20 protein-coding genes are annotated in these 25,571 nt (G+C 34.9%); 9 read left to right on the top strand and 11 right to left on the bottom strand.

Annotation, left to right across the window (positions count from 1 at the left end; all coding sequences use genetic code 11):
• Positions 1-72: 72 nt before the first annotated feature.
• The 4 genes from L6471_RS09795 to L6471_RS09780 all read right to left on the bottom strand — a co-directional run bounded on the left by L6471_RS09795 (position 73) and on the right by L6471_RS09780 (position 6,087).
• The gene (locus L6471_RS09795) at positions 73-2,226 is read right to left on the bottom strand and encodes a YgiQ family radical SAM protein (RefSeq protein WP_006283208.1); all 2,154 of its coding nucleotides are present in this window, start codon (positions 2,224-2,226) and stop codon (positions 73-75) included.
• A gap of 96 nt (positions 2,227-2,322) precedes the next feature.
• Complete coding sequence (locus L6471_RS09790) at positions 2,323-2,661, bottom strand: hypothetical protein (RefSeq protein ID WP_237797277.1); 339 nt, start codon at positions 2,659-2,661, stop codon at positions 2,323-2,325.
• A 22-nt stretch (positions 2,662-2,683) separates the two neighbouring features.
• Positions 2,684-5,812 carry a golvesin C-terminal-like domain-containing protein gene (locus L6471_RS09785; protein ID WP_237797276.1) on the bottom strand — a complete coding sequence of 1,043 codons (3,129 nt, stop codon included), beginning with the start codon at positions 5,810-5,812 and terminating at the stop codon, positions 2,684-2,686.
• Positions 5,812-6,087, bottom strand: coding sequence for a hypothetical protein (locus L6471_RS09780; RefSeq protein WP_006283211.1), 276 nt, complete (start codon positions 6,085-6,087; stop codon positions 5,812-5,814). Before L6471_RS09780 ends, L6471_RS09785 begins: the two co-directional genes overlap by 1 nt.
• A 355-nt stretch (positions 6,088-6,442) precedes the next feature.
• On the opposite strand from L6471_RS09780, the gene L6471_RS09775 reads away from it, so the two are divergent.
• Positions 6,443-7,342, top strand: a complete 900-nt coding sequence (locus tag L6471_RS09775; protein ID WP_094448735.1) for a glycoside hydrolase family 25 protein — start codon at positions 6,443-6,445, stop codon at positions 7,340-7,342.
• On the opposite strand, the gene L6471_RS09770 is transcribed toward L6471_RS09775, so the two are convergent.
• The 4 genes from L6471_RS09770 to L6471_RS09755 are packed head-to-tail and all read right to left on the bottom strand — an operon-like array spanning position 7,339 to position 12,629.
• Positions 7,339-7,902, bottom strand: a complete 564-nt coding sequence (locus L6471_RS09770) for a Maf-like protein (protein ID WP_006283213.1) — start codon at positions 7,900-7,902, stop codon at positions 7,339-7,341. The genes L6471_RS09775 and L6471_RS09770 overlap by 4 nt on opposite strands.
• 5 nt (positions 7,903-7,907) lie before the next feature.
• Positions 7,908-9,422, bottom strand: coding sequence for a DUF5687 family protein (locus L6471_RS09765; protein ID WP_074548746.1), 1,515 nt, complete (start codon positions 9,420-9,422; stop codon positions 7,908-7,910).
• Between the two features lie 9 nt (positions 9,423-9,431).
• A complete protein-coding gene (locus tag L6471_RS09760) occupies positions 9,432-10,040 on the bottom strand; it encodes a LolA-like putative outer membrane lipoprotein chaperone (RefSeq protein WP_027452841.1) in 609 nt (202 codons plus the stop codon).
• A gap of 33 nt (positions 10,041-10,073) precedes the next feature.
• A complete protein-coding gene (locus L6471_RS09755) occupies positions 10,074-12,629 on the bottom strand; it encodes an FtsK/SpoIIIE family DNA translocase (RefSeq protein ID WP_237797275.1) in 2,556 nt (851 codons plus the stop codon).
• Between the two features lie 170 nt (positions 12,630-12,799).
• On the opposite strand from L6471_RS09755, the gene L6471_RS09750 reads away from it, so the two are divergent.
• The 3 genes from L6471_RS09750 to L6471_RS09740 are packed head-to-tail and all read left to right on the top strand — an operon-like array spanning position 12,800 to position 15,422.
• A complete protein-coding gene (locus L6471_RS09750) occupies positions 12,800-13,489 on the top strand; it encodes a 3'-5' exonuclease (RefSeq protein ID WP_006283218.1) in 690 nt (229 codons plus the stop codon).
• Positions 13,476-14,663, top strand: coding sequence for a class I SAM-dependent rRNA methyltransferase (locus L6471_RS09745; protein WP_006283219.1), 1,188 nt, complete (start codon positions 13,476-13,478; stop codon positions 14,661-14,663). Before L6471_RS09750 ends, L6471_RS09745 begins: the two co-directional genes overlap by 14 nt.
• A gap of 15 nt (positions 14,664-14,678) precedes the next feature.
• Positions 14,679-15,422, top strand: coding sequence for a peptidylprolyl isomerase (locus tag L6471_RS09740; RefSeq protein ID WP_027452838.1), 744 nt, complete (start codon positions 14,679-14,681; stop codon positions 15,420-15,422).
• A 156-nt stretch (positions 15,423-15,578) separates the two neighbouring features.
• Here L6471_RS09740 and tilS read toward each other — a convergent pair whose 3' ends face one another.
• A complete protein-coding gene (gene tilS, locus L6471_RS09735) occupies positions 15,579-16,937 on the bottom strand; it encodes a tRNA lysidine(34) synthetase TilS (RefSeq protein ID WP_237797274.1) in 1,359 nt (452 codons plus the stop codon).
• Positions 16,934-17,677 carry a 3-deoxy-manno-octulosonate cytidylyltransferase gene (gene kdsB / locus L6471_RS09730; RefSeq protein ID WP_006283222.1) on the bottom strand — a complete coding sequence of 248 codons (744 nt, stop codon included), beginning with the start codon at positions 17,675-17,677 and terminating at the stop codon, positions 16,934-16,936. Before kdsB ends, tilS begins: the two co-directional genes overlap by 4 nt.
• 133 nt (positions 17,678-17,810) lie before the next feature.
• Here kdsB and L6471_RS09725 point away from each other — a divergent pair, with 133 nt between their 5' ends.
• From L6471_RS09725 to L6471_RS09705, 5 genes are all read left to right on the top strand, one after another.
• Positions 17,811-18,935, top strand: a complete 1,125-nt coding sequence (locus L6471_RS09725) for an MORN repeat-containing protein (RefSeq protein WP_027452836.1) — start codon at positions 17,811-17,813, stop codon at positions 18,933-18,935.
• A 42-nt stretch (positions 18,936-18,977) separates the two neighbouring features.
• Positions 18,978-19,421: a YhcH/YjgK/YiaL family protein gene (locus L6471_RS09720; RefSeq protein WP_006283224.1), complete on the top strand. Its 444-nt coding sequence runs from the start codon at positions 18,978-18,980 to the stop codon at positions 19,419-19,421.
• A 56-nt stretch (positions 19,422-19,477) separates the two neighbouring features.
• The gene (locus L6471_RS09715) at positions 19,478-21,529 is read left to right on the top strand and encodes an alpha amylase C-terminal domain-containing protein (RefSeq protein WP_237797273.1); all 2,052 of its coding nucleotides are present in this window, start codon (positions 19,478-19,480) and stop codon (positions 21,527-21,529) included.
• A 9-nt stretch (positions 21,530-21,538) separates the two neighbouring features.
• Complete coding sequence (locus L6471_RS09710; protein WP_006283226.1) at positions 21,539-22,681, top strand: DUF6057 family protein; 1,143 nt, start codon at positions 21,539-21,541, stop codon at positions 22,679-22,681.
• A gap of 281 nt (positions 22,682-22,962) precedes the next feature.
• Complete coding sequence (locus L6471_RS09705) at positions 22,963-23,511, top strand: porin family protein (RefSeq protein WP_006283227.1); 549 nt, start codon at positions 22,963-22,965, stop codon at positions 23,509-23,511.
• 487 nt (positions 23,512-23,998) lie between these two features.
• Here L6471_RS09705 and L6471_RS09700 read toward each other — a convergent pair whose 3' ends face one another.
• Positions 23,999-25,483, bottom strand: coding sequence for an ATP-binding cassette domain-containing protein (locus L6471_RS09700; protein ID WP_006283228.1), 1,485 nt, complete (start codon positions 25,481-25,483; stop codon positions 23,999-24,001).
• Positions 25,484-25,571: the final 88 nt, after the last annotated feature.

Genomic DNA, 25,571 nt, shown 5'->3' with positions numbered 1-25,571 from the left:
CGGCCATTTTTCATATTTGGGTTCAATCTATTGGGAGTCTTGCTAGTGCTACCGTCTATGACAGCAACGAAATCATCGGTTACGACGATTCCGTCCTCGCACGTTTCCTGATTCTGTTTTCCTATGATCGCCTTTTCTATAATCTGAATGGCCATTGTTCTCGCGTTTATGGTTAGAAGAATCAAAATTAGGATTAAAACTCTTCTTTTGTTTATTCTTGAAATATCCAGAAACTCCTGGATTGTCATAGGTGCTTCCTATAGGACGGTCATCATAAATCGTTTTCTTGCTTCTACGCTCATTAAATCGTGCTTCAGCTTTCTGCATACGTGCATTCTGTTGGTTTGCTTTTCTTCCTTTTTTATCGTATTCCTTTGATTTCCCATTTTTATAGTTTGGTTTATCATACAGTTTGTCTATTAAGTCTGCTCTTCCAATACGATGTAATTCACGCTCTATATTGCGACGTTCTTCGGGTTTATACCAGAAGAAAAACATGCGTTGGGCTAATTTCTCCTTAGGAGTTTTAGCACTGAATACTGGCTCAAGTGTATATGGATCATATCCTGTATACCACATCTCTGTACTGATAGACATAGGGGTAGGGGTAAAGTCTTGAACCTGTTCTAGATGAAAATCTAGATTTTTGGTAGTTACGGCTAGTTCCGCCATTGTTTCTTCTGTACAACCAGGGTGGCTAGAGATAAAATAAGGAATAATCTGCTGTTTGAGTCCTTCTTCTTTATTTATCTTGTCGAAAATACGTTTAAATTGATAAAACTGGTTGAATGAAGGCTTTCGCATTAACTTTAATACATTATCATCAGTATTTTCTGGTGCTACTTTAAGTCGCCCACTGACGTGATGTGTGATAAGTTCTCTTGTATACTGTTCTGCAGCTTTATTGCTCTTTTCGTCTTTACCTCTGTGGAGCAGTAAGTCGTATCTTACACCACTACCAATGAAACTCTTCTTAATTTCAGGTAGACTGTCTACGGCATGATATATTTCTAGAAGTTTACTATGGTCTGTTATCAAGTTTGGACATACTTGTGGGTTAATGCATGAAGGGCGTTTGCAATGTTCGCAGGCCTTTCTGTTTTTTCCATGCATGCCATACATATTGGCAGATGGTCCACCGAGATCAGATAGATATCCTTTAAAATCTGGATATTGAACCACTTTTTTAACTTCTTTAAGAATGCTTTCCTTGCTTCTACATACTACAAATTTTCCCTGATGGGCAGAAATGGTACAGAAAGCGCAACCGCCAAAACATCCTTGATGCATATTAACTGAGAATTTAATCATCTCAAAAGCAGGTATCGTTTTGCCCTTATATTTTGGATGTGGAAGTCTTGTGTATGGTAAGTCGAATGTAGCATCAAGTTCTTCTGTTGTTAAAGTCGGATAGGGTGGATTAACCACAACATATTTATTATCAACAGCTTGAAGAAGTCTTTGCGCATGGATTTTATTGGATTCTTCTTCTATATGTCGGTAATTTTCTGCTTCAGCTTTTTTGTTTTTAAGGCATTCTTCGTGTGAGTGTAAAACGATATCTTTTTCTGTTATACCTCCAGGAACCTCATCCTGCCGACAAGTAAAAACAGTTTGAGGAATATTATTGATCTCTTTCATTGGCATATTAGCCTCGCGATCTTGAGCAAATTGAATGATTGATTTTGCTCCCATTCCATATAGAATAAGATCTGCTCCACTATCAACAAGAATACTTTTTCTTAAGCGATCTTGCCAGTAGTCATAGTGTGTCAATCTTCTCATGCTAGCTTCAATGCCTCCGAGTACTACTGGTACATCTGGATATAGTTTTTTTAAGATTTGTGTATATACAATTGTCGGATATTCTGGACGCATATCGTGACGACCATCTGGACTATATTCATCTTGTGAACGTAGTCTGCGGTTAGCTGTATATTTATTGACCATAGAGTCCATAACACCTGGTGAAACGGCAAAGAATAGACGTGGCTTGCCTAATTTCTTAAAGTCTCTAAAATCGCCATGCCAATCAGGCTGTGGGACGATAGCTACTTTATAGCCGGCAGCTTCGAGAGAACGACCAATTACGGCATTACCAAATGAAGGATGATCAACATAAGCATCACCTGAAAAGATAATGATGTCTAGTTCTTCCCATCCTCTTAGTTGGCATTCCTTTTTGGTAGTTGGTAGAAAATCCGTCAGTTGATATGATTTTATCATAATGTTGTGAACAATCTATTTTTTTTCTTAAAAATCCTATTGAACGACAAAGGTACACAAATCTTTTTAATTTGTGTACCTTTTACTATTGGTTTTTTAATCATTTATGGTTTCGGAGATTTCGGCCTGTGATTCCTTCTGATGATCTTTCCAGTTTACATATAACAGAACTAAGTTGTGTAGGCCTATTGCTTTCATATTATTGTTGTAAATTACATCAAGGCATAAATCAAGTAAATCTTTATCTCCTTGTCCTACTTCACTTTCAAGCAGTGAACGAATATTGAATTTCAATTTATCTAGAACATCTTCGTCGATGACCCCGTTACTGTCTACAAGATTGCGTAGTAATTGATATCTGTCGATTGTCTTTAAATGTAGGTCGCTGACTTCCAAAAAACGTGTTCCTGATTGGTTGGCCTGAATTTTATACATAGTTATTGATTTTAAAGTTATTTTATTTAATAATATAATTTAATATACCCCGCATGATTGCATTCCGAGTTTTTTCGTTTGAAATGCATTCAAAAGGAAATCCCATGGTAAATGATCGATAGTCACTTCCTTGATAACCAACGGCAGCTCCGAGCCCATTGCCGTACTGCATCGCAAGAATGGCATTCTCTAGAGGTTGGATAACATCTGGATGTGTGGCTGCGTAATGATCTTCATTGAGATAATGATAATAGGATGCTGTAAGTCCAAGACCTTGAATATTTCCATCTGGTTGTATACTATCTTGTGGTGTATAAGCAACTTTTAGTACATCTTGTAGGAATTTACGTTCATCCTTTGCTTGCATATCACTTGCAATGTAACTTCCACTTACTAAGATTCCACCTCCTGTCTGAGTATAAGCAGACAAGGCTTTCTGTATGGATGGGGTAAAAGTCTTGTAATATTCAGGTGTATATCCATCATTACGTTCCAATCCTAAGATCAGGTCAATGGCTTGATATTTATTAAGTTGAACTTTTCCACTTGTAATAGCTTTACTAGAACAACTTGCTATATTGTAAAGTCCAGAAGAGGCAATAGCTTGAGCATGTTCTACGGTATAGTTAAAAGTGTTACCAGCTATGAATTTCCCTGCAAGCTCGTTTCCACAATAACCTAAACCTGTATTGTCTTCACAGCCCATCTTAGCACGATTGAAAATTAATTGTTTGCCGCTCCATCCAGCTGTAAGTCCATAGCTAACGCCTGGGTCTTTATCCATATCAAATCCTTGAGTACTGTCATTATCAATAACTTGTGGTGAGGCTAAGCGGTTGAAACCGTTAACAATGAGTACCGTTTTCTTAGAATTAGGTACGTACATGGCTGATAGTGTTTCTGATGGAAAACTTTCACCACCAGCATTACAAGCTGTTACTTTAAAATTATAAACTATATTGGGTTGTAACTGAATTTTGTATGAAGGATTATTCACATTTTTACCGTTATCAAAACCGAGTTTGCCGATAGCTGTGTAGACGTTATAAGATTTTGCTAATGCCGTCTTTTCTTGGGTATCGTTTTGTGGAATCCAACTTAATGTTGCGATTCCTTTTGAGTCGATGTCTACACTGAAATGAGTAGGGCTTAGAGGGGTTACTATATAGTTCTTACCATGGTTCGTGGATATGTAACGTAAGATGGTCTTGTAAATGGATCGAGCTAGCGTGAAGCGAACCATAGGATCTTGAGCCAATCTCATATCGGGAAAATTTTGGTGTGAAACAGTTTCTATTATAGCAGAAGGTATTTCTGGTAATCTAGTCTCACTATAGTTACGGTCCCATACATATCTTTTTGCCCAATTATGATATTTTGCACTCATATCTGTATAGACATTATCACGCAAGGCTGTTGCAAAATCTTTTGCTGTCATTCTACTGATGCCACTGTTATATGTTTGGTCGTTAAAATCAGTTGTACAAATTGCTAATGTACCGATAAGTCCTTTTCCGTCTTTAGCATAACCTGCATCACTATGTACAGCAAGAGATAGTTCTATAGGAACATGAAGTCCCTCCTTAGATGGCATATATACGCTACCTCCGCCGAGCCAGTTACTCATCAAGGAACGAACATTAATGTCGTCTCCATAATCGTTTAGTCCATTCTTTGTACTATAATATTTATAGGGAACACCAGCCCATTGAGCATAGTAGCGGGCACCTTCAAGAGAGCGTGGAAGACCACTCGTTTGGCCTCCTCTCGCAATATTTCCCATACCTCCTCCAAATCTGACTGCATCACTTGTGATGAAACCTTTTTTTGAAGCATGGTTAGTTGCAACAACTCTATTGTCAGCATTGCATCCTTGGTCAAAATAAAATGTTCCAAGGTAAACCCATGTACCGCCTCCCATGCGTTGATTAACGGTAAATTCTGTAGCTTGCCCTTGGTGATATACTATATATTTTGCATCTGGAACGCTTTTGGGCAAAGATTTGTAACTAACGTAAACTGCATAGTTTCCACTTTTAGGAATATTAGGTTGGTATGTTATAGAACTATATTTTTTCCTTTTAGTAGCTTTTATTTGCCTTAAACTACCAGCAGTAAATGGATTTTCACCATCAATATATGTGCCTGCATGCATTCTAAAACCGATGCTATCACATTGTTTCCAACTTTTGCTACTATTGTTTTCTACATAAAATGGGGCTTTTGCATCATCATTGTCAATGATGATTTCATGTGTTTGCCAGTCCCGTTCTCTAGGTGTAAAAACAGTTGCACCTGCATTCTCAAGCATTGGAATGAGGTATGGTACAACAATCGTTTGTGTGAAAAGATCTTCTGTGGTACAAAAGAGGTTTGGCCTTTGCCAAACCCATTTTTGCTTATCAACATCATAATATCTACCATGACTAGCCCATAAAGCAATATGTCGATTTAAAAGACCTTGAGTAATACTATTGGGTCTAGAAGAATTGAATACCCATGGATCATCAGTATATTCAATATCTCCCCATGCACGTGTGTTGCCGTCAAGATATTGGGCTTGAGTTGAAAGTGGAAATAATAAAAAAGCGAATAAAGACATTAAACCAATAGTAAAATTTTTAGGATTTTTTCCTTTTATGTCTTTATAGTACAATTTGATTTCTTTCATTTGTTCATCTACGTTGCCATTAGGTTGAATAGCTTTTGTACATTTTATTTGTTTCTTCTCATAATCACATCCATATAGAAGGATGGGAATATTGGCTCCTTGGGCAATATAATAGAAACCCTTTTTCCAATCAGGATTTAACGAGCGGGTACCTTCTGGAGTAATACACAGAATAAAATTATCAGCTTGTTTCGCCGTTTCAGCCATGGCATCAGTCATACGCATATGTTTACTGCGAAAAACAGGAATACCTCCCATTTTTCTGAAAACAGAGCCAAGTGGCCAGAAAAACCACTCTTTTTTCATAAGAAAATTCGTTTTCCACCCCTCTGCTTTGGCATATAATTGTCCTATTATAAAGTCCCAATTGCTTGTATGGGGGGCTAAACATACAATAAATTTCTTGGGATGGTCTATCGTAACATCTTTAGTCCATCCCAATACTCGGTATAATATCCATCTACAGATTTTCTGTAACATTAGCCAACACTTGTGAATTGATCAATAAGTTCTCCAACCTGTTTGTTAAAGTCTTCAATTAATTGTTTGAAATAGTCTTTCTGTTTCATCCCAGGTTCTGGATGAGATATTCTGCTAATATAATCAGCATGGAAAAGTAAAATGGAAGAAAGAAAAGTGTCTATTTCTTTATCTGTTCTTTTCTGCTCTCCATATAAAGATTCTGCTACACAATCTGCAAAAAGTACAGTGCAGATATTGTTAATGCTTTTTTTTAAGTTTCTTTTATTTGACATAACGTTGGTATTTATGGTTATTGATGATTCAAAGATAAAAAAAAATATTTAAAGTTCAAGTAAGATTCAAAAAAAAAAGCTTGATTTTTCTAATTTAATTTTTTTTGTCTGTTTTTTAAAATAAAAACTGTAAATTTGCAAGAAAAGAATAATTGGTAGTCCTCTAAATGTAATTATCATGTTATTATGTTTGCGGATGCTAACGATAAAATAAGATAAGTGAGATACAACACTTTTGGCCGAAATTGTGGCTTCTTCAATAGTCAATACTAACGGATTTCACGTTAAGTGATTGATAACAAATAGTTAATATGCATAAATATTTTCCAGTTATTTGGAAAGCAGAAAAGAAGTTATGACGAATAAGAAGACATCGTATAGGAAATCGATTAAAAAGGCTTCTAGTACAAGAAGAGAACCTCGTCATGGTGCTTCTAAAAAGCATCATTCTTATTTGCCTTCTTTTTTCTTAAAGTACCCTCGTTGGGCATGGTGGTTTGGAGGCTTCTTGGTACTTGTTGTTTATGTATGGGTATTTTATTATTTTTTTGTAGGTCCTACTGGATTCAGATGGCGTGCTCTATATGGGGATGTTGCTTATCCAGAAGGGTATGAAATAAGGGGCATTGATATTTCACACTATCAAGGAATTATTGATTGGGATCATCTTAGAAATGCGATGATTGAAGGAACACCACTTCGCTTCATTATTATTAAAAGTACTGAGGGAAGTACCCGTCTTGATCCTAATTTCGGCCAGAATTTTTATAATGCACGTGATTATGGTTTCATACGAGGTGCGTATCATTTTTGGAGTAACAAGAGTAGTGCTCGTTCGCAAGCTTACTTTTTTTTGGATAAAGTACATTTAACTGCTGGTGATTTACCTCCTGTTTTGGATGTAGAGCACAGGCCAAAAGATAAAAGTGTAGAAGAGTTCCAAACGGATATTTTAACTTGGTTGCACATTGTAGAAGACAAATACCATGTTAAGCCTATTATATATACAAATTATAAGTTCAAAGAACAATATCTTAGTGCACCTGTTTTTGATGATTATCCTTATTGGATAGCTCATTATTATGTAGATAAAGTAGAGTATAAGGGAGAGTGGAAGTTTTGGCAACATACCGATGCCGGTAAGTTGCCAGGTATAAAAGGCTATGTTGATTTCAATATATACAATGGGAGTTTTTATGATCTTCGTCAGCTATGTATACAAAATAAGTCTGATGGAGACGATTATGAATATTAGAAATTTTGTAATTCCTTGTATACTTTGTATATTGGTAATCCCATGACGTTATAATAGTCTCCTTCTAATTTTGTACACCCTATATAGCCAATCCATTCTTGAATACCATAAGCTCCAGCTTTATCGAATGGTTTGTATTTGTCTATATAATAATTAATTTCTCTGTCTGTCAGTTCCTTGAAAGTTACGAATGTGTTGACATGAAAATGTACTTGTTTTTCTTTTGATGTTATACATACTCCTGTCGTAACTTGATGTGTTTTTCCACTTATTTTGTGTAGCATTGCGGCAGCTTCTTTAGCATCAGAAGGTTTTCCTAGAATACTTCCATCGCATATTACAACAGTATCTGCTGTAATTACGATTTCGTTTGATTGTAAATCTTCTAAATATGCTGATGCTTTTACCCTTGAAAGATATTCTGGTACTACTTCAGCTTCGATGTCTGAAGGAAAGTTCTCTTGAATCTCTTGTTTGAGTCTGACTTCAAAATTAAAATCCAATCCTTCTAATAATTCTTTTCTACGTGGAGAGCCGCTTGCTAAAATAATTTTTCTCATTTTTATTATATTTGTTCTCTTGATTTTCTGAATCCTTCTATGTTTTCGTATTTTCTCTTCATCATTCTATTATAAATATTGTTGAGCCATAGGCGATGGGTTGTAATAAACAATAATCCGATAATGGTTATAACAATCCATGCTATTTTTTCGCCAAACAGGAAAATAGTTACTCCTAAAATTGTTGCAGGAGTAAGTATTGTAAATAGCTCTACTAATATTTGGTAGTAATTGGTCTCTAGACTATGATTACTTGTTAATTTGCAGTTTAAGGGTATGGTATTCTTGTTATAAACTGCTAACTGAAATGTAATAAAATACTGGAAGCCAATTGTAAAGATGTAACAGCTTATTAGCATTTCAATTGACCATTTTCCCATAAATACGGGTACGAGCATGAAAACTGTTGGTATTAATAATAGTGTAGAGTAAAAGTAATATTTTGCTCGAAGAAGAGTTAATATGCTTTCTTTCCTAATTAATAAAGTGTCAATATAATTACCTTCATAACACATCATTTTTGTTAGAATAATGCTACCTATTATAATATAATTGTATAGACACCAGTATATTGCTGCATAAATACTAGAATAGATATCTGTAAAAGTGCATATAAGGCTCATCATAAAAGCTGCAAGCATTGCGAAAATACAACCTTTACGGATATTTTTATTGCGTTGAATGCTAATAATTTCCATATTCAAAAATACACCTACAGAATCTTGGGGTATGATTTTATTTAACGATTTCCCATGGAAGTTGTATTCTTTTTTCTTACGTGAAATTTCTTTCATAACGTAAAATAGTTGTAGCTTCCGATTTATTTGTATGAGTAGGATAAGTAGAGTTGTGGGAAATAGCCAGTAAAACCACTTATCTTCAAAAAGTCCAATTCCAAACGAGGAGTAAAAAAGGAAAAGGTTATTTAAATCAATTACCCCCGTATAGTAAGCTGGCATTGTAAATACCAGGAATATACTAATAGGCAAAAACCACCAAATTATAGAATCATTAACAAGGGTACGGACAATTAAATAAAATTGGCTATTGATTAGGATGCCCAGTAGGTATAATAATAGCACTAATCCTCCATTGATAAGTTGACCGCTAAAAAACATGGTCATTATTACAAATGGTAATACTAAAATAAACCAAATGAAATTTCCTGCATTATATAGACTTCTAAAGACGAATGTATCTATACAAATGCTTTTTTTAATAGGTAATAGTAAGTATGGCTTAATTATCTGTGATGGAGTTTGCTGCATTATAAACCTAAAAGAAAAGTCTATTACCATTATTATAGGAAATATAGTGCAGATAAGGGTTAGCGCTTTAATTCCTTCTGTTATTACGGCAAATGCTAGCATGATAGAAGCAGCCAAAAGGTAGATTATAAAAAAAATAGATAAAGCATATACGATAATTTTAGAAGCCTTATTGCGTCCGTGCATAAGGCTTCTTTTTTCTGATAATATTCTATGCTTTCTAAGTTCTTTTAATAATTCGATAGTGGTCATATTATATGTTTATCTTAGGTCTATGACCTCAGCAGAAGGAAAATCTTTACTATTAAAAGAGAATATTTGATCTGGCTGATTCTTTGGCTGAAAATTTGTAATTGAAATAGTTGTCCAGTCTTTATTCTGACGCATCTTTATCGCACTTGGTGAATAGCTAGATTTATTCACTGTAATATACATTTCTGAAATCGAATTTTTAGAGGTATTTGATATTAAGTGAAGAATGTAATTCTGTCCTTTTGTTGTTACTCCCAATTTGAATCCCGATTTCCAAATATTAATAAAAGTATATGGATTCATTGACATTCGCTGAGCCTGTGTTGGAGTTGTTACATTGACCTCGTTTGTACTTTTTAAATAACTCCATTGAGTTTTTCCATTATACCATACTATTGCCTTATTTGTTTTGGCATTAAATTTGGTTCCTTTAATTGCAATTGTTCCTGAAATTGTGCCAATTTTTTTTGAAAAAACTGTAAAGTTGGCTTTTGCGCCTCCAGGACGACCAATAACCTGACTAGTTTTTTCTATTACTTTTTTAGCTAAAGCTGCGTTTTGTGCATTACATCCTAAAGAGAGTAGGGCTGTTACTATTATCAAAAAGATTTTTTTCATAGTCTTCTTTTTTATAATTAGTTTTGTTATATCTTAAATACCTCGCATTGCTGCTAATATATTATTTAATTGGTTCTCGTCAGCAACAAGAACCTCTCTAGGTTTAGAGCCTTGAGCAGGACCAACAATTCCTGCAGCTTCCATCTGATCCATGAGTCTTCCCGCACGATTGTATCCGATGCTAAATCGGCGTTGGATCATACTTGTAGATCCTTGTTGACTTAATAATATGGCATGAGCTGCTTCTTCAAAATAAGGATCTAAACTCTTTGCGTCTACGCTACCAGCGGTTGCTCCATTTCCTTCGGGTTGATCCGGTTCTGGAAGTATCATTGGTTCTATAGGACCAGGTTGATTGTTAATGAACTGATTTATTTGTTCAACCTCAGGAGTATCAACAAATGCACATTGTACTCGTACCGGTTCGTTACCGTTCAGATATAACATATCACCTCGACCTATCAGTTGCTGTGCACCAGGTTTATCCAAAATAGTTTTACTATCTATAGCAGCACTTACCTTAAAGGAGATACGTCCAGGGAAGTTAGCCTTAATATTACCCGTGATTATTGTTGTAGTAGGACGCTGTGTTGCAATTACCATATGAATACCTACAGCACGTGCAAGTTGGGCTATTCTTGCGATAGGCAACTCAATTTCTTTTCCTGCTGTCATAATCAAATCTCCAAACTCGTCTATAATCACAACAATATAAGGCATGAAGTCATGTCCTTTGCGTGGATCAAGTTTGTGATTAACGTATTTGCTATTGTATTCTTTTATATTACGAGCACCTGCAAGTTTGAGCATGTCATATCTCTGGTCCATCAGTTTGCACAGACTGTTAAGCGTTCGTACAACTTTGGTCACGTCTGTGATGATAGGTTCGTCATTTTCATCTACCACAGCCATGAAATGATTGGCAATTGGTGTATATATACTGAACTCAACTTTTTTAGGGTCTATAAGAACAAATTTGAGCTCGTTTGGATGTTTCTTGTAGAGTAGGGAAGTAATGATTGCATTTAAGCCAACTGATTTACCTTGACCAGTAGCTCCTGCGACAAGAAGATGAGGAACTTTGGCCAAATCAAACATAAACACTTCATTGGTAATAGTTTTGCCCAGTGCAACAGGAAGTTCCATCTTGGTCTCTTGGAATTTTCTAGAATTCAAAATACTTTCCATACTAACAATGTTAGCCTTTGCATTTGGAACTTCTATACCGATAGTACCTTTTCCTGGAATAGGGGCAATAATTCGTATACCTAAAGCAGCTAGACTTAAGGCGATATCGTTTTCCAAATTTTTAATTTTTGAAATTCGAACACCTTCTGCTGGCTGTATTTCATAAAGTGTAATAGTAGGACCTACTGTTGCTCTAATTGTTCTAATTTGCACACCGAAGCTATTTAAAACTTCGATGATTCTGTTTTTGTTTGCTATTTGTTCTTGTTCGTCAATGTATGGTTTCCCATCATTCTCGTATTTTTTCAATAGGTTGAGTGTTGGGAACTTATATCTTTTACCATTTTCTCTTTCTCTTGGATTGATAGGGGTGTTAATAGCAGTGTCATTAACAGTATTTCCTGAAGCCTTTTCATCGCCTTGAGCAATCTGAATTTCCATTCCTGCTTTTGCTGCAAGTGCTGCAGCTTCAGCATCAGCTATTGCAGCTTGAGCTCTAGCTTTTCGTTGTTCATCTATTATAGATATAGATTGCTCCTTTGCTTCATCGATATTCTGCTTGTTACTAGTCTCGTTTTCGTCGAGAACTGTATTTGCTTCGTTTTGAGGAGTTAAATCCAAAATTTGTGAAGGATTAGAATCTGTATCAGTATATTCTTGGTTTTCAACTATGTTCGAGTCTTCATTTTCGTCTTTTGCGACTTCTTCATAGTGCAAGTCAATATCATCCTGCTCATTACTTCCATGATTTGTAATGGTGAATTTTACTTTATTGGTTATGTAACCCACAGGATTTAACATTTTCCTTACAAAAATAATAGTCTCTGATGTGAAATAAGTAAGGAATGCAAATGCAGAAACAAATAATATTCCTGTTAATCCAGGAGGACCAACTAAATTTTCTAGTTGCTGAACGCAGAAAAGGCCATGATTACCACCAGGGTTATAAAAAGAGTCACCCATGATAGGTGAAAGGATTTTGGAAAATGTAATGCTACTCCAAATCATGACGATGATAATGCTAAAGAACCATTTCCATAAATTTGGCTTATAGATATCCATTAAATACAAAGCCACGACAATCATTAATATAGGTATACAAAAAGCGGGTAAGCCAAAATTAAGAGAAATAAGAATATATGAGAGAATAGCTCCCATACTACCACAATAATTAGAAAATATTTTATTATTATTAGCCCATTCTCCTGGATGCATATTTTCCAAGATACTCTGATCTGCTTGTCCTGTGCTAAGATAGTTAACCATTGCAGTTATCATATATAATGCAATGACAATTAATAGTATTCCTAAAAAGAAATTGATTTTTTCGTTATGTGGTATACCAACAGCTTCTGTTAGAGTCTTAGGTTTACTGCTGGACTTTTTTTTTGAATTTGCCATGTCTATTATAAATCTTTTTCTGTATGTGTATTTTTATATGTCCATTTCATTAGCATGCTATAGTAGATGTTTCATGAAAAAGGCTATGCAAGTAATGTTTTGCAAAATTAGAGAAAATATGGGAAAATGGCGCAAGAATTCCTTATTTTTTGCTAAATTTGCAAATTGTAATGAAGAAAAAGATATTTAACAAGTTTGATAAGCATGCCATAAATGAACTGCCAAGGGTACTTTTCCCTGGCCGTATCGTCACGATTCTGACTCCAGGTGAGACAGAAAAAGCGGTTAATTATCTGCTTGATAGTGATATTTTGGGATTTGATACCGAAACTCGTCCTGTTTTTCGTAGGGGAAAGCAAAATAAGGTTTCACTATTACAAGTTTGTAATCGTGAAATCTGTTTTCTGTTTCGTTTGAATCGAACGGGGCTGACTCCTGCAATCATTAGGTTGTTGGAAGATACTCGTGTTACTAAAATAGGTCTGTCTTGGCATGATGATTTGTTGGGATTACATAAACTTGGAGATTTTGAAGCCGGTAGTTTTGTTGAATTGCAAAATTTAGCCCCTAAAATTGGTATAGAGGACAAAAGCCTTCAAAAAATATATGCAAACTTATTTCATCAAAAAATTAGTAAGAGTCAACGGTTAACTAATTGGGAAGCTGACGTTTTGAAGGATAGTCAAAAATTATACGCAGCGACAGATGCTTGGACGTGTATTCAAATTTATGATGAATTGCAACGTCTCATCTCTACTAGAGAATATGAATTAGAAAAAGTTACAGAATTGGTTCCAGAGGAAAAAACGATAGTAACAGAAACTCATACAGAAGAATATATACAGAATGGCAAATTATAAAAAAGTTTATTTGAAAAAAGGCAAGGAGGATTCTTTAAAACGTTTTCACCCTTGGATTTTTAGTGGTGCGATTCATCATATGGATGATGGTATTGAAGAAGGTGATATCGTAAAGGTTATTACTGCGCAAGGAGATTTTATAGCTGTTGGCCATTATCAGATAGGAAGTATCTCTGTGCGAGTTTTAAGTTTTGAGGATATTATAATTAATGAAGCTTTCTGGAAAGAACGTCTTGAGATTGCATTAAAAATGCGTATATCTCTTGGTATTGCAGATAATCCGGATAACAATACATATCGCTTAGTTCATGGTGAAGGTGATAATTTGCCAGGATTGGTTATTGACTGTTATGGCAAAACAGCAGTTATGCAGGCTCATAGCGTAGGTATGCATGTTAATAGATTGGATATTTGCAATGCTTTAGTTGCTGCAATGGGAAATCGTATTCAGAATGTTTACTATAAAAGTGAAACAACTTTGCCTTTTAAAGCGGACCTTGGTCAAGAAAACGATTTTATTTATGGAGGTGATGCGTCAAATGTTGCGGTAGAAAATGGCTTGAAATTTCATATAGATTGGCTGAAAGGACAGAAAACAGGTTTCTTTGTGGATCAACGTGAAAACCGTTCTTTACTTGAGCAGTATTCAAAAGGTAAAAGTGTTCTGAATATGTTCTGTTATACGGGTGGCTTTTCTGTATATTCTATGCGTGGCGGAGCTAAATTAGTTCATAGTGTGGATAGTAGTGCCAAAGCAATCGATCTCACTAATGCCAATATTGCTTTGAATTTTCCAAATGATAGTCGTCATGCAGCATTTTGTGAAGATGCTTTTAAATATTTGGATGAAAATGATGACAAATATGATTTGATTGTATTGGATCCTCCTGCATTTGCTAAGCATCGTAGTGCGCTTAGAAATGCATTGAAGGGATATACTCGTCTTAATTATAAAGGCTTGCAGCGTATTAAGCATGGAGGCATTCTTTTTACTTTCAGTTGTAGTCAAGCGGTAAATAAGGATCAGTTCCGTGCTGCAGTCTTTACGGCAGCAGCTCAGGCTAAACGACGTGTTCGAATTTTGCATCAGTTGCATCAGCCGGCCGATCATCCAATCAATATCTATCATCCGGAAGGTGAATATCTGAAGGGACTTGTTTTATATGTTGAATAAGCTAATGTCGTTTTTATGGCAACCAAAGTAAAAATTAAAACAACTAAAGGTGAAATTATAGTTCGCCTATACGATGAAACACCTAAGCATCGTGATAATTTTATCAAACTTGTTAATGAGGGCTACTTCGATGGAACGTTGTTTCATCGTGTAATTAAGGATTTTATGATTCAGGGTGGTGATCCGGAAAGTAAAAATGCACCATTAAATAAAATGCTTGGAACGGGTGGCCCAGGCTATACTATTCCTGCTGAATTTGTTTATCCGAAATTCTTTCATAAGCGGGGTGCCCTTAGTGCAGCTCGTTTAGGAGATGAGGTTAATCCTGAAAAAGCAAGTAGTGGTAGTCAATTCTATATAGTTTGGGGAAAAGTATACAAGGCTTCAGAACTTAAGCAGCTTCAAAAACAGATGGAGATGCAACAGGAGCAGAATATCTTTGATCAATTAGCTCGAGAACATCGTGAAGAAATTCTGGAATTTAGACGTAATCGTGATCGTGTAGGTTTGCAAAATCTTCAGAATCAGCTTATTGATGAAACAAAACAGAAAAGTCGTGAGAAGGGTAAACCTGTGTTTACACAAGAGCAAATAGATGCTTATACGACTTTAGGTGGTACTCCTTTCTTAGATAATCAATATACTGTATTTGGAGAGGTAGAAGAAGGTCTTGATATTGTGGAAGAAATTCAAAGTTGCGAAACGCTTAGAGGAGACCGTCCTAAAGAGGATATTAGTATGACCGTAGAAGTTATTTAAGATAATTTTATAGTGTAAGCTATCACTAAACTCCGTATTGCAAGATACTTCTAAAATGTTGGAGACATTTTCAAAATTTCAGGAAGACAATATGGGGGGTGATAGCTTATATTTTAGTACTCGCTAGAGATGGCTTACACTGCTCTTCTTGTTTTTTTATATTATTTCTACTTTTAGAATATTCGTTGTTTTACTATCTATTTTGAATCTATCGTCGGTTCTAATTCCTACTACCCAGATAATATTACCTTTTGCGTCTTCAATAACCAATTGTTGTTGTTTTTCAAATAAATTTTTTTTGAGATCTGTTAATAGGTCACTAATGAGTTTGGTTCCTTTCATGCCAAAAGGTTGAAATCTGTCACCTAATTTAGCTAGACGTATGGTAATAGGCATTTTGACCTTATCGGCATCTAATGTTGCAATCTGAGCGGTTTTGCTAGGTTGAAATCCTTTATAGATAGGTATATTATTAATGATAACTTTTGACGTTTCATCAAAAACATATGTACCTGGTTCTGGTATTTTTATTGTTTTATCTAATATTTCGGTTCTCCTTTTTATAATAAGGTTTTCTCTATCAATTAATAATTCATATGAATTGCTTTTCCAGACTTTACCACTTTTTCCGTGTAAATTCTTATATATTTGCTCAATTTGTGAGCCAGAAAAGTCATAGTTCGATAGTATGTAATAAAGAAGATATTCAGGACTACTAAAATTTTCTATACTTTCCGTTCTTATTTTTTTGTATCCAGAATGAAGTTCAAAATCTTCATTTTCACTAAAAATAGAATGTTGGGTCAAATATTTTTTTATCGCATCATTTATGATACAATTTGCTTCTGTTAAATGTTGTGCTGTTGAGTATATATTATCGACTACACCTGCATTAAGTTGTTTCAACATAGGCATGATATCTAGCCGTATTTTGTTTCTTTGGACATCATTGATAAGGTTTGTACTATCTGTTACGTAGTTTTGTTTATTTTCTTGCAGATAATATTCGATATCCTTTCTTTTAATGCTTAAAAGAGGTCTGATAATATGTCCATTTTGGGGAAGAATACCACGCATACCTTGGATGCCTGTTCCACGAATCAAGTTGATCAAAATGGTTTCTACACAATCTTCTTGGTGATGAGCTATGCATATACCTTCTGCTTGAATATCTTTTCTAAGATTTTCGAAATATGAATAACGTAAATCTCGAGCAGCCATCTCTATACTAATTTTATGAAGATGGGCATATTCTTTAGTCTCAAAATGAATACGATGAAGTGGAATTTGGAGTGCGTGACATAAGTTTACGCAAAATTCTTCATCTCTGTAACTCTCATCTCCTCGTAGGCGAAAATTACAATGAGCTGCTTCTATTTGGTAATGTAATTTTTTTAACAGAAGTAATAAACATACAGAATCAGCACCTCCCGATAAGGCTACAATATATTTTTTATCCTTATCGAGTAGGTGATGTTCGTTGATAAAATATTTTACTTTTTCTTCTATTTTCATTTTTGTAATTTAAGGAACTCTTCTGCTCGTACTAAATCGTCCGGAGTATCGATTCCTACCGTTTCAATTTCTGTTATTCCTACTTTAATTTTATAGCCATTTTGTAGCCATCTTAGCTGTTCCAAACTCTCTGCAATCTCTAAACTGCTTTGAGGTAATTTGGTGATTTCTTGAAGTATATCTTTTCTGTAAGCATATATACCTAAATGCTTGATATAGTTGTAACTATTAATCCATTCATTTGTTTGTTTACCGCGGATATATGGAATGATACTTCTAGAGAAATACATTGCAAAATTTTGGTTATCCAAAACAATTTTTGGGCTGTTAGGATTAGTTACCGCATCCATGGTGGTAAAAGGTTTTCCAAGTGTGGCTATTTGAGTGTTGGGGTCTTTAAAACATTCACATAATGATAAAATTTGTTCTTTCTGAATGAATGGCTCGTCGCCCTGAATATTTACAACAACATCCCAGTCTCCGCCGATTTTCTCGATTGCTTCTTCGATGCGATCAGTTCCACTTTTATGATTATTTTTAGTCATGACAACTTTTCCGCCAAAATTCTTGACGCAATCGTAAATTCTTTGGTCATCAGTGGCTACGTAAACATTGTCTAATAGCTTGTTCACTTGTTCGTAAACGCGTTGTATTACAGGTTTTCCACCTAAGATGGCAAGAGGTTTGCCAGGAAATCTACTACTTGCATAACGTGCTGGAATAATTCCTATAAATTTCATAAAGTCTTTTATTTTATTTTATAACTGTTGCAAAAGTAAGAAAATATTTTCGGTATTAATTAAAATATCTAAATGTATTTTGTTTTTACAAGGAAATTATATACCTTTGAACGTCAAATCTAATTTTTTTTGAATGAATTTATATAGACATACAATATTTTCTGTTTTAATATCACTTGGCTTTCCTTCATTTATGCATGCTCAGAAGATTACGTTAGGGTCGTGCACCACACATGATGGTGGTCAATATAAAGGTGAGATGGTAAGCGGTAAGCCAAATGGGAAAGGAAATACTCTATTTAAGAATGGTGATACCTTTGAAGGAGAGTATTTTAAGGGTAAACGTCAGGGCTATGGTGTTTACACTTTTGCTGATGGAGAAAAATATGAAGGACAATGGTTTCAAGATCAACAGCATGGCAAAGGTACTTATTATTTTAGTAACAATAATAAATATGTAGGGTTGTGGTTCCGTGATTATCAGCAAGGGCATGGCGTTATGTATTATTATAATGGTGATAAGTACGATGGAGAGTGGTACCAAGATCAGCGTCAAGGAGAAGGTGTTTATACATTTGCTACCGGTGCATATTATAAGGGACATTGGAAAAATGATATGAAAAACGGTAAAGGGTTCTTTGATTGGGGAGATGGTACGACATACAATGGAGATTGGTCTAATAATCAGCGCTCTGGCAAAGGTACAAACCGTTATAGTGATGGTGATGTTTATACAGGACAATGGTTAGATGATATTCAAAATGGTCGTGGAATTTATAAATTTAAAAATGGTGACCGTTATGAAGGAGATTATTGTCAAGGCGAGCGTACTGGAGAAGGTATATTTACTTATGCAAATGGTGATAAGTACACCGGCCATTTTCATGAAGGACAAAAGCAAGGGCAAGGTACTTTTATTTGGGAAAATGGGGATATTTATATCGGTGAATGGAAAAATGATTTACAAAATGGTCATGGTAAGCTAACTAAGAAAAGTGGTGATATTTTCGAAGGAAGTTTTAAAAATGGGCATGTAGAAGGTGAAGTTATTATCCATTATTCCGATGGCTCAAAATTTAAGGGAGCTTATCGTCAGGGTAAACGTCATGGTGCAGCTATTGAAGAGACTAAAAACGGTTTACGTTGGGAAGGATCATATAAAAATGATGTTCGTGATGGTAAATTTGTTGAAAAAGATCGTAATGGACAAATTACGGGAAGTGGTGTTTATGAAGACGGAAAGCGAATTGATGATTGAAACATTTTTATTACATAACAATTTAAAAACAAACTAAAGAAAATGGTAGTAGATACTTTAGACAATTTGGAAAAATACGTATCTTTGAATCCACTATTCAAGGATGTTGTAAAGTTTATCAAAGAAAATGACTTGAACAAGCTTGAAGATGGCAAGCATTACATTCAGGACAAAGATCTCTTTGTTAATATTACTACTGCTCATGGTAAAACAGAGGAAGATGCTACATTTGAGACACATAAGAATATGTTGGATATCCAGATTCCTCTTGATAATAATGAAACCTATGGTTATCTACCATTAGCTGATCTTCCTGAAGCTGAATATAATGCAGAAAAAGATGTTACTAAATATCCTGGTGTAAAAAGTGAAACTTTAGTAAATTGTAAACCAGGTGAATTTGCAATTTTTTGGCCTCAGGATGGTCATAAACCTTGTATTGGTACTGGTGACATTCATAAGGCTATATTCAAAGTAAGAGTTTAATATATTAGAGAGGGCACAGAAAATTGTGCCTTCTCTTTTCTAATAATAATCGTATCATGGTAGCTAAAAAAACAACTGGGGCAAAAGAAAAAGTTCAAAAGGTTCAGCATATAGGACTTGTGAAAAATGATTCTTATTTGGAACCGTATGAGGATGCTATTCGTGGTCGACATGACCATGCGCTATGGAAAATCGCTCAACTTACTCAGAATGGTAAGATGAAGTTGAGCGATTTTGCCAATGGATATACTTATTATGGTTTACATAAGACGGCTAATGGTTGGGTATTTCGTGAATGGGCACCTCATGCTACCAAATTATATCTAGTAGGTGATTTTAATAATTGGCAGGAAACAGATCAATATGAAGCTAAATGCATAGATGAATCAGGTAATTGGGAATTAATCCTGCCAGAAGAAAGCATGCACAATGGTGATTTTTATAAGATGCATGTCTATTGGGATGGTGGGTTCGGAGAACGAATACCTGCGTGGGCAAATCGCGTCGTTCAGGATGCACAATCTAAAATATTTTCAGCACAGGTTTGGTGTGCAAAACCTTATGAATGGAAAAAGAAAGCGTTCCGCCCAAAGAAAGATCCGTTGTTGATTTATGAATGCCATATCGGCATGTCACAGGATGCAGAAAAAGTTGGGTCTTATACTGAATTTAAAGAGAATGTATTGCCTCGTGTCATTAAGGATGGATATAATTGTATACAGATTATGGCTATACAAGAGCATCCTTATTATGGTAGCTTTGGTTATCATGTTAGTAGTTTTTTTGCAGCTTCCAGCCGTTTTGGTACACCTGAAGAATTAAAAGATTTAATAGATACAGCACATCAGCATGGTATTGCTGTGATTATGGATATAGTTCATTCACATGCTGTAAAAAATGAAGTTGAAGGTCTTGGAAATCTGGCTGGTGATCCTAATCAGTATTTCTATCCAGGCGATCGACATGAACACCCGGCATGGGATAGTCTTTGTTTTGATTATGGTAAAGATGATGTAATTCATTTCTTGTTAAGTAATTGCAAATATTGGCTAGAAGAATTTCATTTTGATGGGTTCCGTTTTGATGGTGTTACTTCCATGATATATTATAGTCATGGGTTAGGTGAAGATTTTAATAATTATGGAGACTATTTTAATGGTCATCAGGATGATAATGCTATTTGTTACCTTACATTAGCTAATGTATTAATCCATGAAATAAATCCTTATGCCATCACCATTGCAGAAGAGGTAAGTGGTATGCCAGGTTTGGCTGCGAAATTTTCAGATGGGGGATATGGGTTTGATTATCGTATGGCAATGAATATTCCTGATTTTTGGATTAAGACAATCAAAGAACAGAAAGATGAGAATTGGAAACCAAGTACGATATTTTATGAATTGAAGAATAGACGTTCTGATGAGCGTACAATATCATATTGTGAAAGCCATGATCAAGCCCTGGTTGGTGATAAAACGATAATTTTCAGACTTGTTGATGCTGATATGTATTGGCATTTTAAGAAAGGAGATGAAAATGTTGTTTCAAGTCGTGGTATAGCTCTTCATAAGATGATTCGTTTGATAACGTTGGCTGAGCTGAATGGAGGCTATCTTAATTTTATGGGTAATGAATTTGGACATCCAGAATGGATAGATTTTCCGAGAGAAGGAAACGGATGGAGTCATAAATATGCTCGCCGCCAATGGAATTTGGTTGATAATCATGACTTGTGCTATCATTATTTAGGAGATTTTGATCATGATATGCTACAAGTTATTAAGTCTGAGAAAAAGTTTAAGGATACTAAAATACAAGAAATCTGGCATAATGATGGAGATCAGGTGTTAGCATTTACAAGAGGAGAATTACTTTTTGTATTTAATTTTTCACCAACAAAGAGCTTTACTGATTATGGTCTACTTGTATCGCAAGGATCTTATAGTATTATACTCGATACTGACGCTAAAGTATATGGAGGTAATGGATTAAATGATGATACGATGTTACATCAAACGATATATGACGGTGTATATGTAGAACAGCATAAAGAATGGTTAAAACTCTATTTGCCAGCACGTACAGCATTGGTTTTGAAAAAGAATTAATAAAATAATATGAATACTAATATGAAAAGCACACTCACCGTTAGGGTGATGTGTGCTTTGTTCTTTATCGTTTTTACTTTTTGCTATCTGTTTTTCTATCAAGATAGTGTATTAGCTATGGCTCAACATGTTTTGAGTAATGGGCAGACAGTTTATAATCGTACGATAGGTGCACTCATTATAACATTTGTGCTTTATTTACTTCATTTAGGAGTATATGCTATAACGGGCTTAGCCAAACGTACATTTGCTCTTAATTTTTTCCCTTCTTTATTGATATTGACGGTTTTAACAGATGTTAGTCCGCATATTGATGAAGGGTTTTCGTTTGGTGGCTGGTGGATAGCTATTCCTCTACTTCTTCTCCTGTTTTTAGGTTTAGTATATGTAGCACGACAGTTTTTGCCTTGGGAACCTGAAATCCAGTATAATGGATTTTGGAGTAAGATGATGTGGATGAATTTGATGGAACTTGTCGTCATGTTTTTCTTGGTTTGTTCTTTTAGCAATACTAACGATGTGTTTCATTATCGTATGGATATGGAACAGTATATGATTCAAGGTCAATATCGTGATGCTCTTCAAGTTGGCAGGAAATCCGCAGCAACTGATAGTAGTCTTACGATGCTGCGTATTACATCTTTATCTCGTACGGGGCAATTAGGCAATCGCCTCTTTGAATACCCATTGGTAGGAGGGAGTAGTGCTCTTTTCCCTGATAGTGTAACCACTAAAGCTATGGTATATCCAGAGGATAGCATAAGATATTTCATGGGTATAAAATTTAAGCAGAAAATGTCTCCTATGCATTATTTGAAATTTTTGGAGAAGCATCATTTAATGAAAGAACCTGCGCGTGATTACTTGCTATGTGGATATTTGCTTGACAAAAAATTAGATTTATTTGTTTCTTCGCTTCTTAAATATTATAGGGTGGATAGTGTCCTTCCTAAGCATTATAAGGAAGCATTAATACTTTATACTCATCGCCGTGCTAATCCTAAAATTGTATATCATAGTAGTGTCATGGATGCTGATTATCAGGATTATCAAACAATGGAGCATCAATATCAAGATTTGACCGTAAGACAAAATATGCTTCGAGATACGTATGGCAATACGTATTGGTATTATTATCAATATCATAAATAGTTAGTTTATTTTATCATAGTTATGTAAAGCCTTATAAAAGAGTGAAAACTGTTTTATGAGGCTTTATACGTTGATGCTATAAGTTGCATTGTTGCTGACAGTTGTATAGATTTTCTGCGAAATTCCGAACAATTATGGAGAAAAATGTAACAATAAAAAACACTCAAAATATTTGTAGATATTGAAAAAGCCTATACCTTTGCAACTCATTAGAGTTATAAAAAAAGACTAGGCCCTTAAATGGGTAAAATAAAATTAACTGTATAAACAAGAAAACAATTATGAAAAAGAAATTTATGGTAGCAGCACTTATGTGCTCTTCTGTTGTAGCTTTTGCACAGCATGCTGTTGGTTCTTTTAACCTTCAGCCTAAGGTCGGTATCAATGTTTCTACTATTACTAATGGTGGTAGCTTGACAGAAAATAAAGTTGGTTTCGTAGGAGGTTTAGAAGGAGAATATCAAGTAAATAACTTGCTTTCTTTGTCAGCTGCTGCTATCTATTCTCAGCAGGGTTACAAATTTGATCATAAGATAGATTTCGTAGATGATAAGGTTGGTATTAATTATATTAATGTACCTATTATGGCGAATTTCTATGTAGTTGAGGGCTTAGCTTTGAAAGCTGGTGTTCAACCTGGTTTTGTTGTTAGTGATGATACAGAGATTGCAGAATCGTTTGATTTCTCAGTACCAGTAGGTATTTCTTACGAATATGCAAACTTTCAGCTTGATGCTCGTTATAATATTGGCTGTACAAAGGTTTTTAAAGGAACAGATGAAAAAAATAGTGTGTTTCAAGTAACATTGGGTTATAAGTTTGATCTTTAAACTTAGAGAGTTGATTTATATAACTATGCGTCTTTTCCATATGGAAAAGACGCTTTTTTGATTTTGCGGTTTTGAACGTTCTTGTGGTATTGATTAAATATGTTAGTACTTTTTGTGCTTATTGTAGATTTGGGTTCATTACCTTTTATACTTTTTGTAAGTAAATAGTTATATCTGTATGAAAAAACTTTTCAAATTCTTGTAAGATATAAAAATATTTTTTATCTTTGTGCATTGATAATGAGATAATTGCATATTTAGCAATCTCTGCTAAATAATTATATATATTAAGACTTCATGTAAATTTAAAATTATAATGTTTCATTATGGGAAAGTTCTGTGAAAGTGATTTTATAGACTTTCATTCTAAGGCGATAATGCCTTTGCATTTATCGACTTAATGTTATCGAATAAAAAAAATGGAGAGTCTGGGAAAGTGATTTTCCAGACTCTTACTTTTTAGTATCTGTTGTTGCAGATGTGTCTATTAAATATGTCTTTTCAAGAATATGCTATGATCGATGCAGTTAGGTAATTCTTCTTTATAGTGAGTTACCATAATCATGGTTTTATTTTTGCGTTTACAAAATGTTTCAATAACATCCTTTACCAGACGTCGGTTTATATTGTCAAGTCCATGTAGAGGTTCATCAAGAATTAATAATTCTGGGTCTTTGACGAATGCACGAGCTAATAGAACTAGTCTTTGTTCTCCACTTGATAGTTTTAAGAAAGATGTGTCTTCTAGTCCTTCCAATCCAAAAACATTCAGCCAAAATTTACATATTTCATACTGATTTTCTCGCGGCTTTACGTATAGTCCTACAGAATCCATAAGTCCACTAGCAACAATTCTAATGGCGGGCATATCACGTTGATATGCCCGATGAAGCTCTGGACTCACATAGCCAATATGTTTCTTGATATCCCATATGGTTTCACCACTTCCTCTTGGGTTTCCGAACAATGCGATGTCGCAAGCATAACTCTGTGGATTGTCTGCACATACTAATGATAGTAGTGTTGATTTTCCAGCACCGTTTTGTCCACTAAGTGCCCAGTTCTCACCATTCTTTACAGTCCAATCAAGATCTTTTAAAATGGTTCGTTTTCCATAGCGAATACAAACCTTGTTCATTTTAACCACTTCTTCACTATGATATTCTTTTTCCTTATATGGTAGTTGAAGTATTGCTTGGATTTTCTCTTGAGATAAGACTTGTGTAGGGAAAGGAGGCCTGCTGTCCATGTATTCTTCACGAGTCTTCTTGGGTAAAACAATTTTATCTTTTACTTCTATGATATGGGTGATGAATTCTGGTATATCATCGCTTTTGCTAAGCACTAATATAATTTGTATTTTTTTATGAGAAGTAATTGTCTTTAGCAGTTCTTTTAACTGTTCACGAGTATCCGAATCAAGGCCAATAAAAGGGTTGTCAAGAATTAGTACGCGAGGTTCTGCAAAAAGAGTAGTAGCTAGTTTGAATTTACGTAATTCTCCAGATGACAATAAAATAATATATTTATCAAGTAAGTGCTCCATATGGAAAAGTTCGTAAATATCCCGCTGTAGTTTTCTTCTTTCTGGTGTGTCTTCGCCAGCTTGGAGAAAAGCCTTTTCCAGTTCCTTTCCTACTATAGGTGTACTTTCATCGATTTCCATCTGATTCCAGCGTTGCTGAAGATAGTAACTACGGTCATTGTCACAACCGTAGCTATCTTTAAAAGCCACATATTTGATGTTTTCGCTTATAAGCTTTTTCTTGCTAGGTGAGAAATCGTATATTGGTTCTTGTTTCAGTAAAGGGTGAACCCCCGTAATGATACTAACAAGCATCGTTTTTCCACTACCATTTTTTCCAACAATGGCTATTTGCTCACCGTCAAGTGTTTCAATGTTTACAGGGGTATCGAGGCGCCAAGCGGGCATTCGGGTTACTCCGTTTTCAATCTTAATAATCTTTTGCATCTCTTTTAATTTTCTTATATCTCTCTTATTACTTATAATACAACTCTTTTTACTTGATGCTGGAACGTCTATTTAGTGCTAGAAGTGT

This window comes from Segatella bryantii (genome assembly GCF_022024215.1).
In the GTDB taxonomy this organism is placed as follows: domain Bacteria; phylum Bacteroidota; class Bacteroidia; order Bacteroidales; family Bacteroidaceae; genus Prevotella; species Prevotella bryantii.
Note: the sequence above shows the minus strand (reverse complement) of the source record. Positions and strands in the feature narration are given on the sequence as shown.

Bases quoted from the DNA above. Each gene is read 5' to 3' on its own strand.
- L6471_RS09795 (WP_006283208.1), bottom strand. From the start codon at position 2,226: ATGATAAAATCATATCAACTGACGGATTTTCTACCAACTACCAAAAAG.
- L6471_RS09790 (WP_237797277.1), bottom strand. From the start codon at position 2,661: ATGTATAAAATTCAGGCCAACCAATCAGGAACACGTTTTTTGGAAGTC.
- L6471_RS09785 (WP_237797276.1), bottom strand. From the start codon at position 5,812: ATGTTACAGAAAATCTGTAGATGGATATTATACCGAGTATTGGGATGG.
- L6471_RS09780 (WP_006283211.1), bottom strand. From the start codon at position 6,087: ATGTCAAATAAAAGAAACTTAAAAAAAAGCATTAACAATATCTGCACT.
- L6471_RS09775 (WP_094448735.1), top strand. From the start codon at position 6,443: ATGACGAATAAGAAGACATCGTATAGGAAATCGATTAAAAAGGCTTCT.
- L6471_RS09770 (WP_006283213.1), bottom strand. From the start codon at position 7,902: ATGAGAAAAATTATTTTAGCAAGCGGCTCTCCACGTAGAAAAGAATTA.
- L6471_RS09765 (WP_074548746.1), bottom strand. From the start codon at position 9,422: ATGACCACTATCGAATTATTAAAAGAACTTAGAAAGCATAGAATATTA.
- L6471_RS09760 (WP_027452841.1), bottom strand. From the start codon at position 10,040: ATGAAAAAAATCTTTTTGATAATAGTAACAGCCCTACTCTCTTTAGGA.
- L6471_RS09755 (WP_237797275.1), bottom strand. From the start codon at position 12,629: ATGGCAAATTCAAAAAAAAAGTCCAGCAGTAAACCTAAGACTCTAACA.
- L6471_RS09750 (WP_006283218.1), top strand. From the start codon at position 12,800: ATGAAGAAAAAGATATTTAACAAGTTTGATAAGCATGCCATAAATGAA.
- L6471_RS09745 (WP_006283219.1), top strand. From the start codon at position 13,476: ATGGCAAATTATAAAAAAGTTTATTTGAAAAAAGGCAAGGAGGATTCT.
- L6471_RS09740 (WP_027452838.1), top strand. From the start codon at position 14,679: ATGGCAACCAAAGTAAAAATTAAAACAACTAAAGGTGAAATTATAGTT.
- tilS (WP_237797274.1), bottom strand. From the start codon at position 16,937: ATGAAAATAGAAGAAAAAGTAAAATATTTTATCAACGAACATCACCTA.
- kdsB (WP_006283222.1), bottom strand. From the start codon at position 17,677: ATGAAATTTATAGGAATTATTCCAGCACGTTATGCAAGTAGTAGATTT.
- L6471_RS09725 (WP_027452836.1), top strand. From the start codon at position 17,811: ATGAATTTATATAGACATACAATATTTTCTGTTTTAATATCACTTGGC.
- L6471_RS09720 (WP_006283224.1), top strand. From the start codon at position 18,978: ATGGTAGTAGATACTTTAGACAATTTGGAAAAATACGTATCTTTGAAT.
- L6471_RS09715 (WP_237797273.1), top strand. From the start codon at position 19,478: ATGGTAGCTAAAAAAACAACTGGGGCAAAAGAAAAAGTTCAAAAGGTT.
- L6471_RS09710 (WP_006283226.1), top strand. From the start codon at position 21,539: ATGAATACTAATATGAAAAGCACACTCACCGTTAGGGTGATGTGTGCT.
- L6471_RS09705 (WP_006283227.1), top strand. From the start codon at position 22,963: ATGAAAAAGAAATTTATGGTAGCAGCACTTATGTGCTCTTCTGTTGTA.
- L6471_RS09700 (WP_006283228.1), bottom strand. From the start codon at position 25,483: ATGCAAAAGATTATTAAGATTGAAAACGGAGTAACCCGAATGCCCGCT.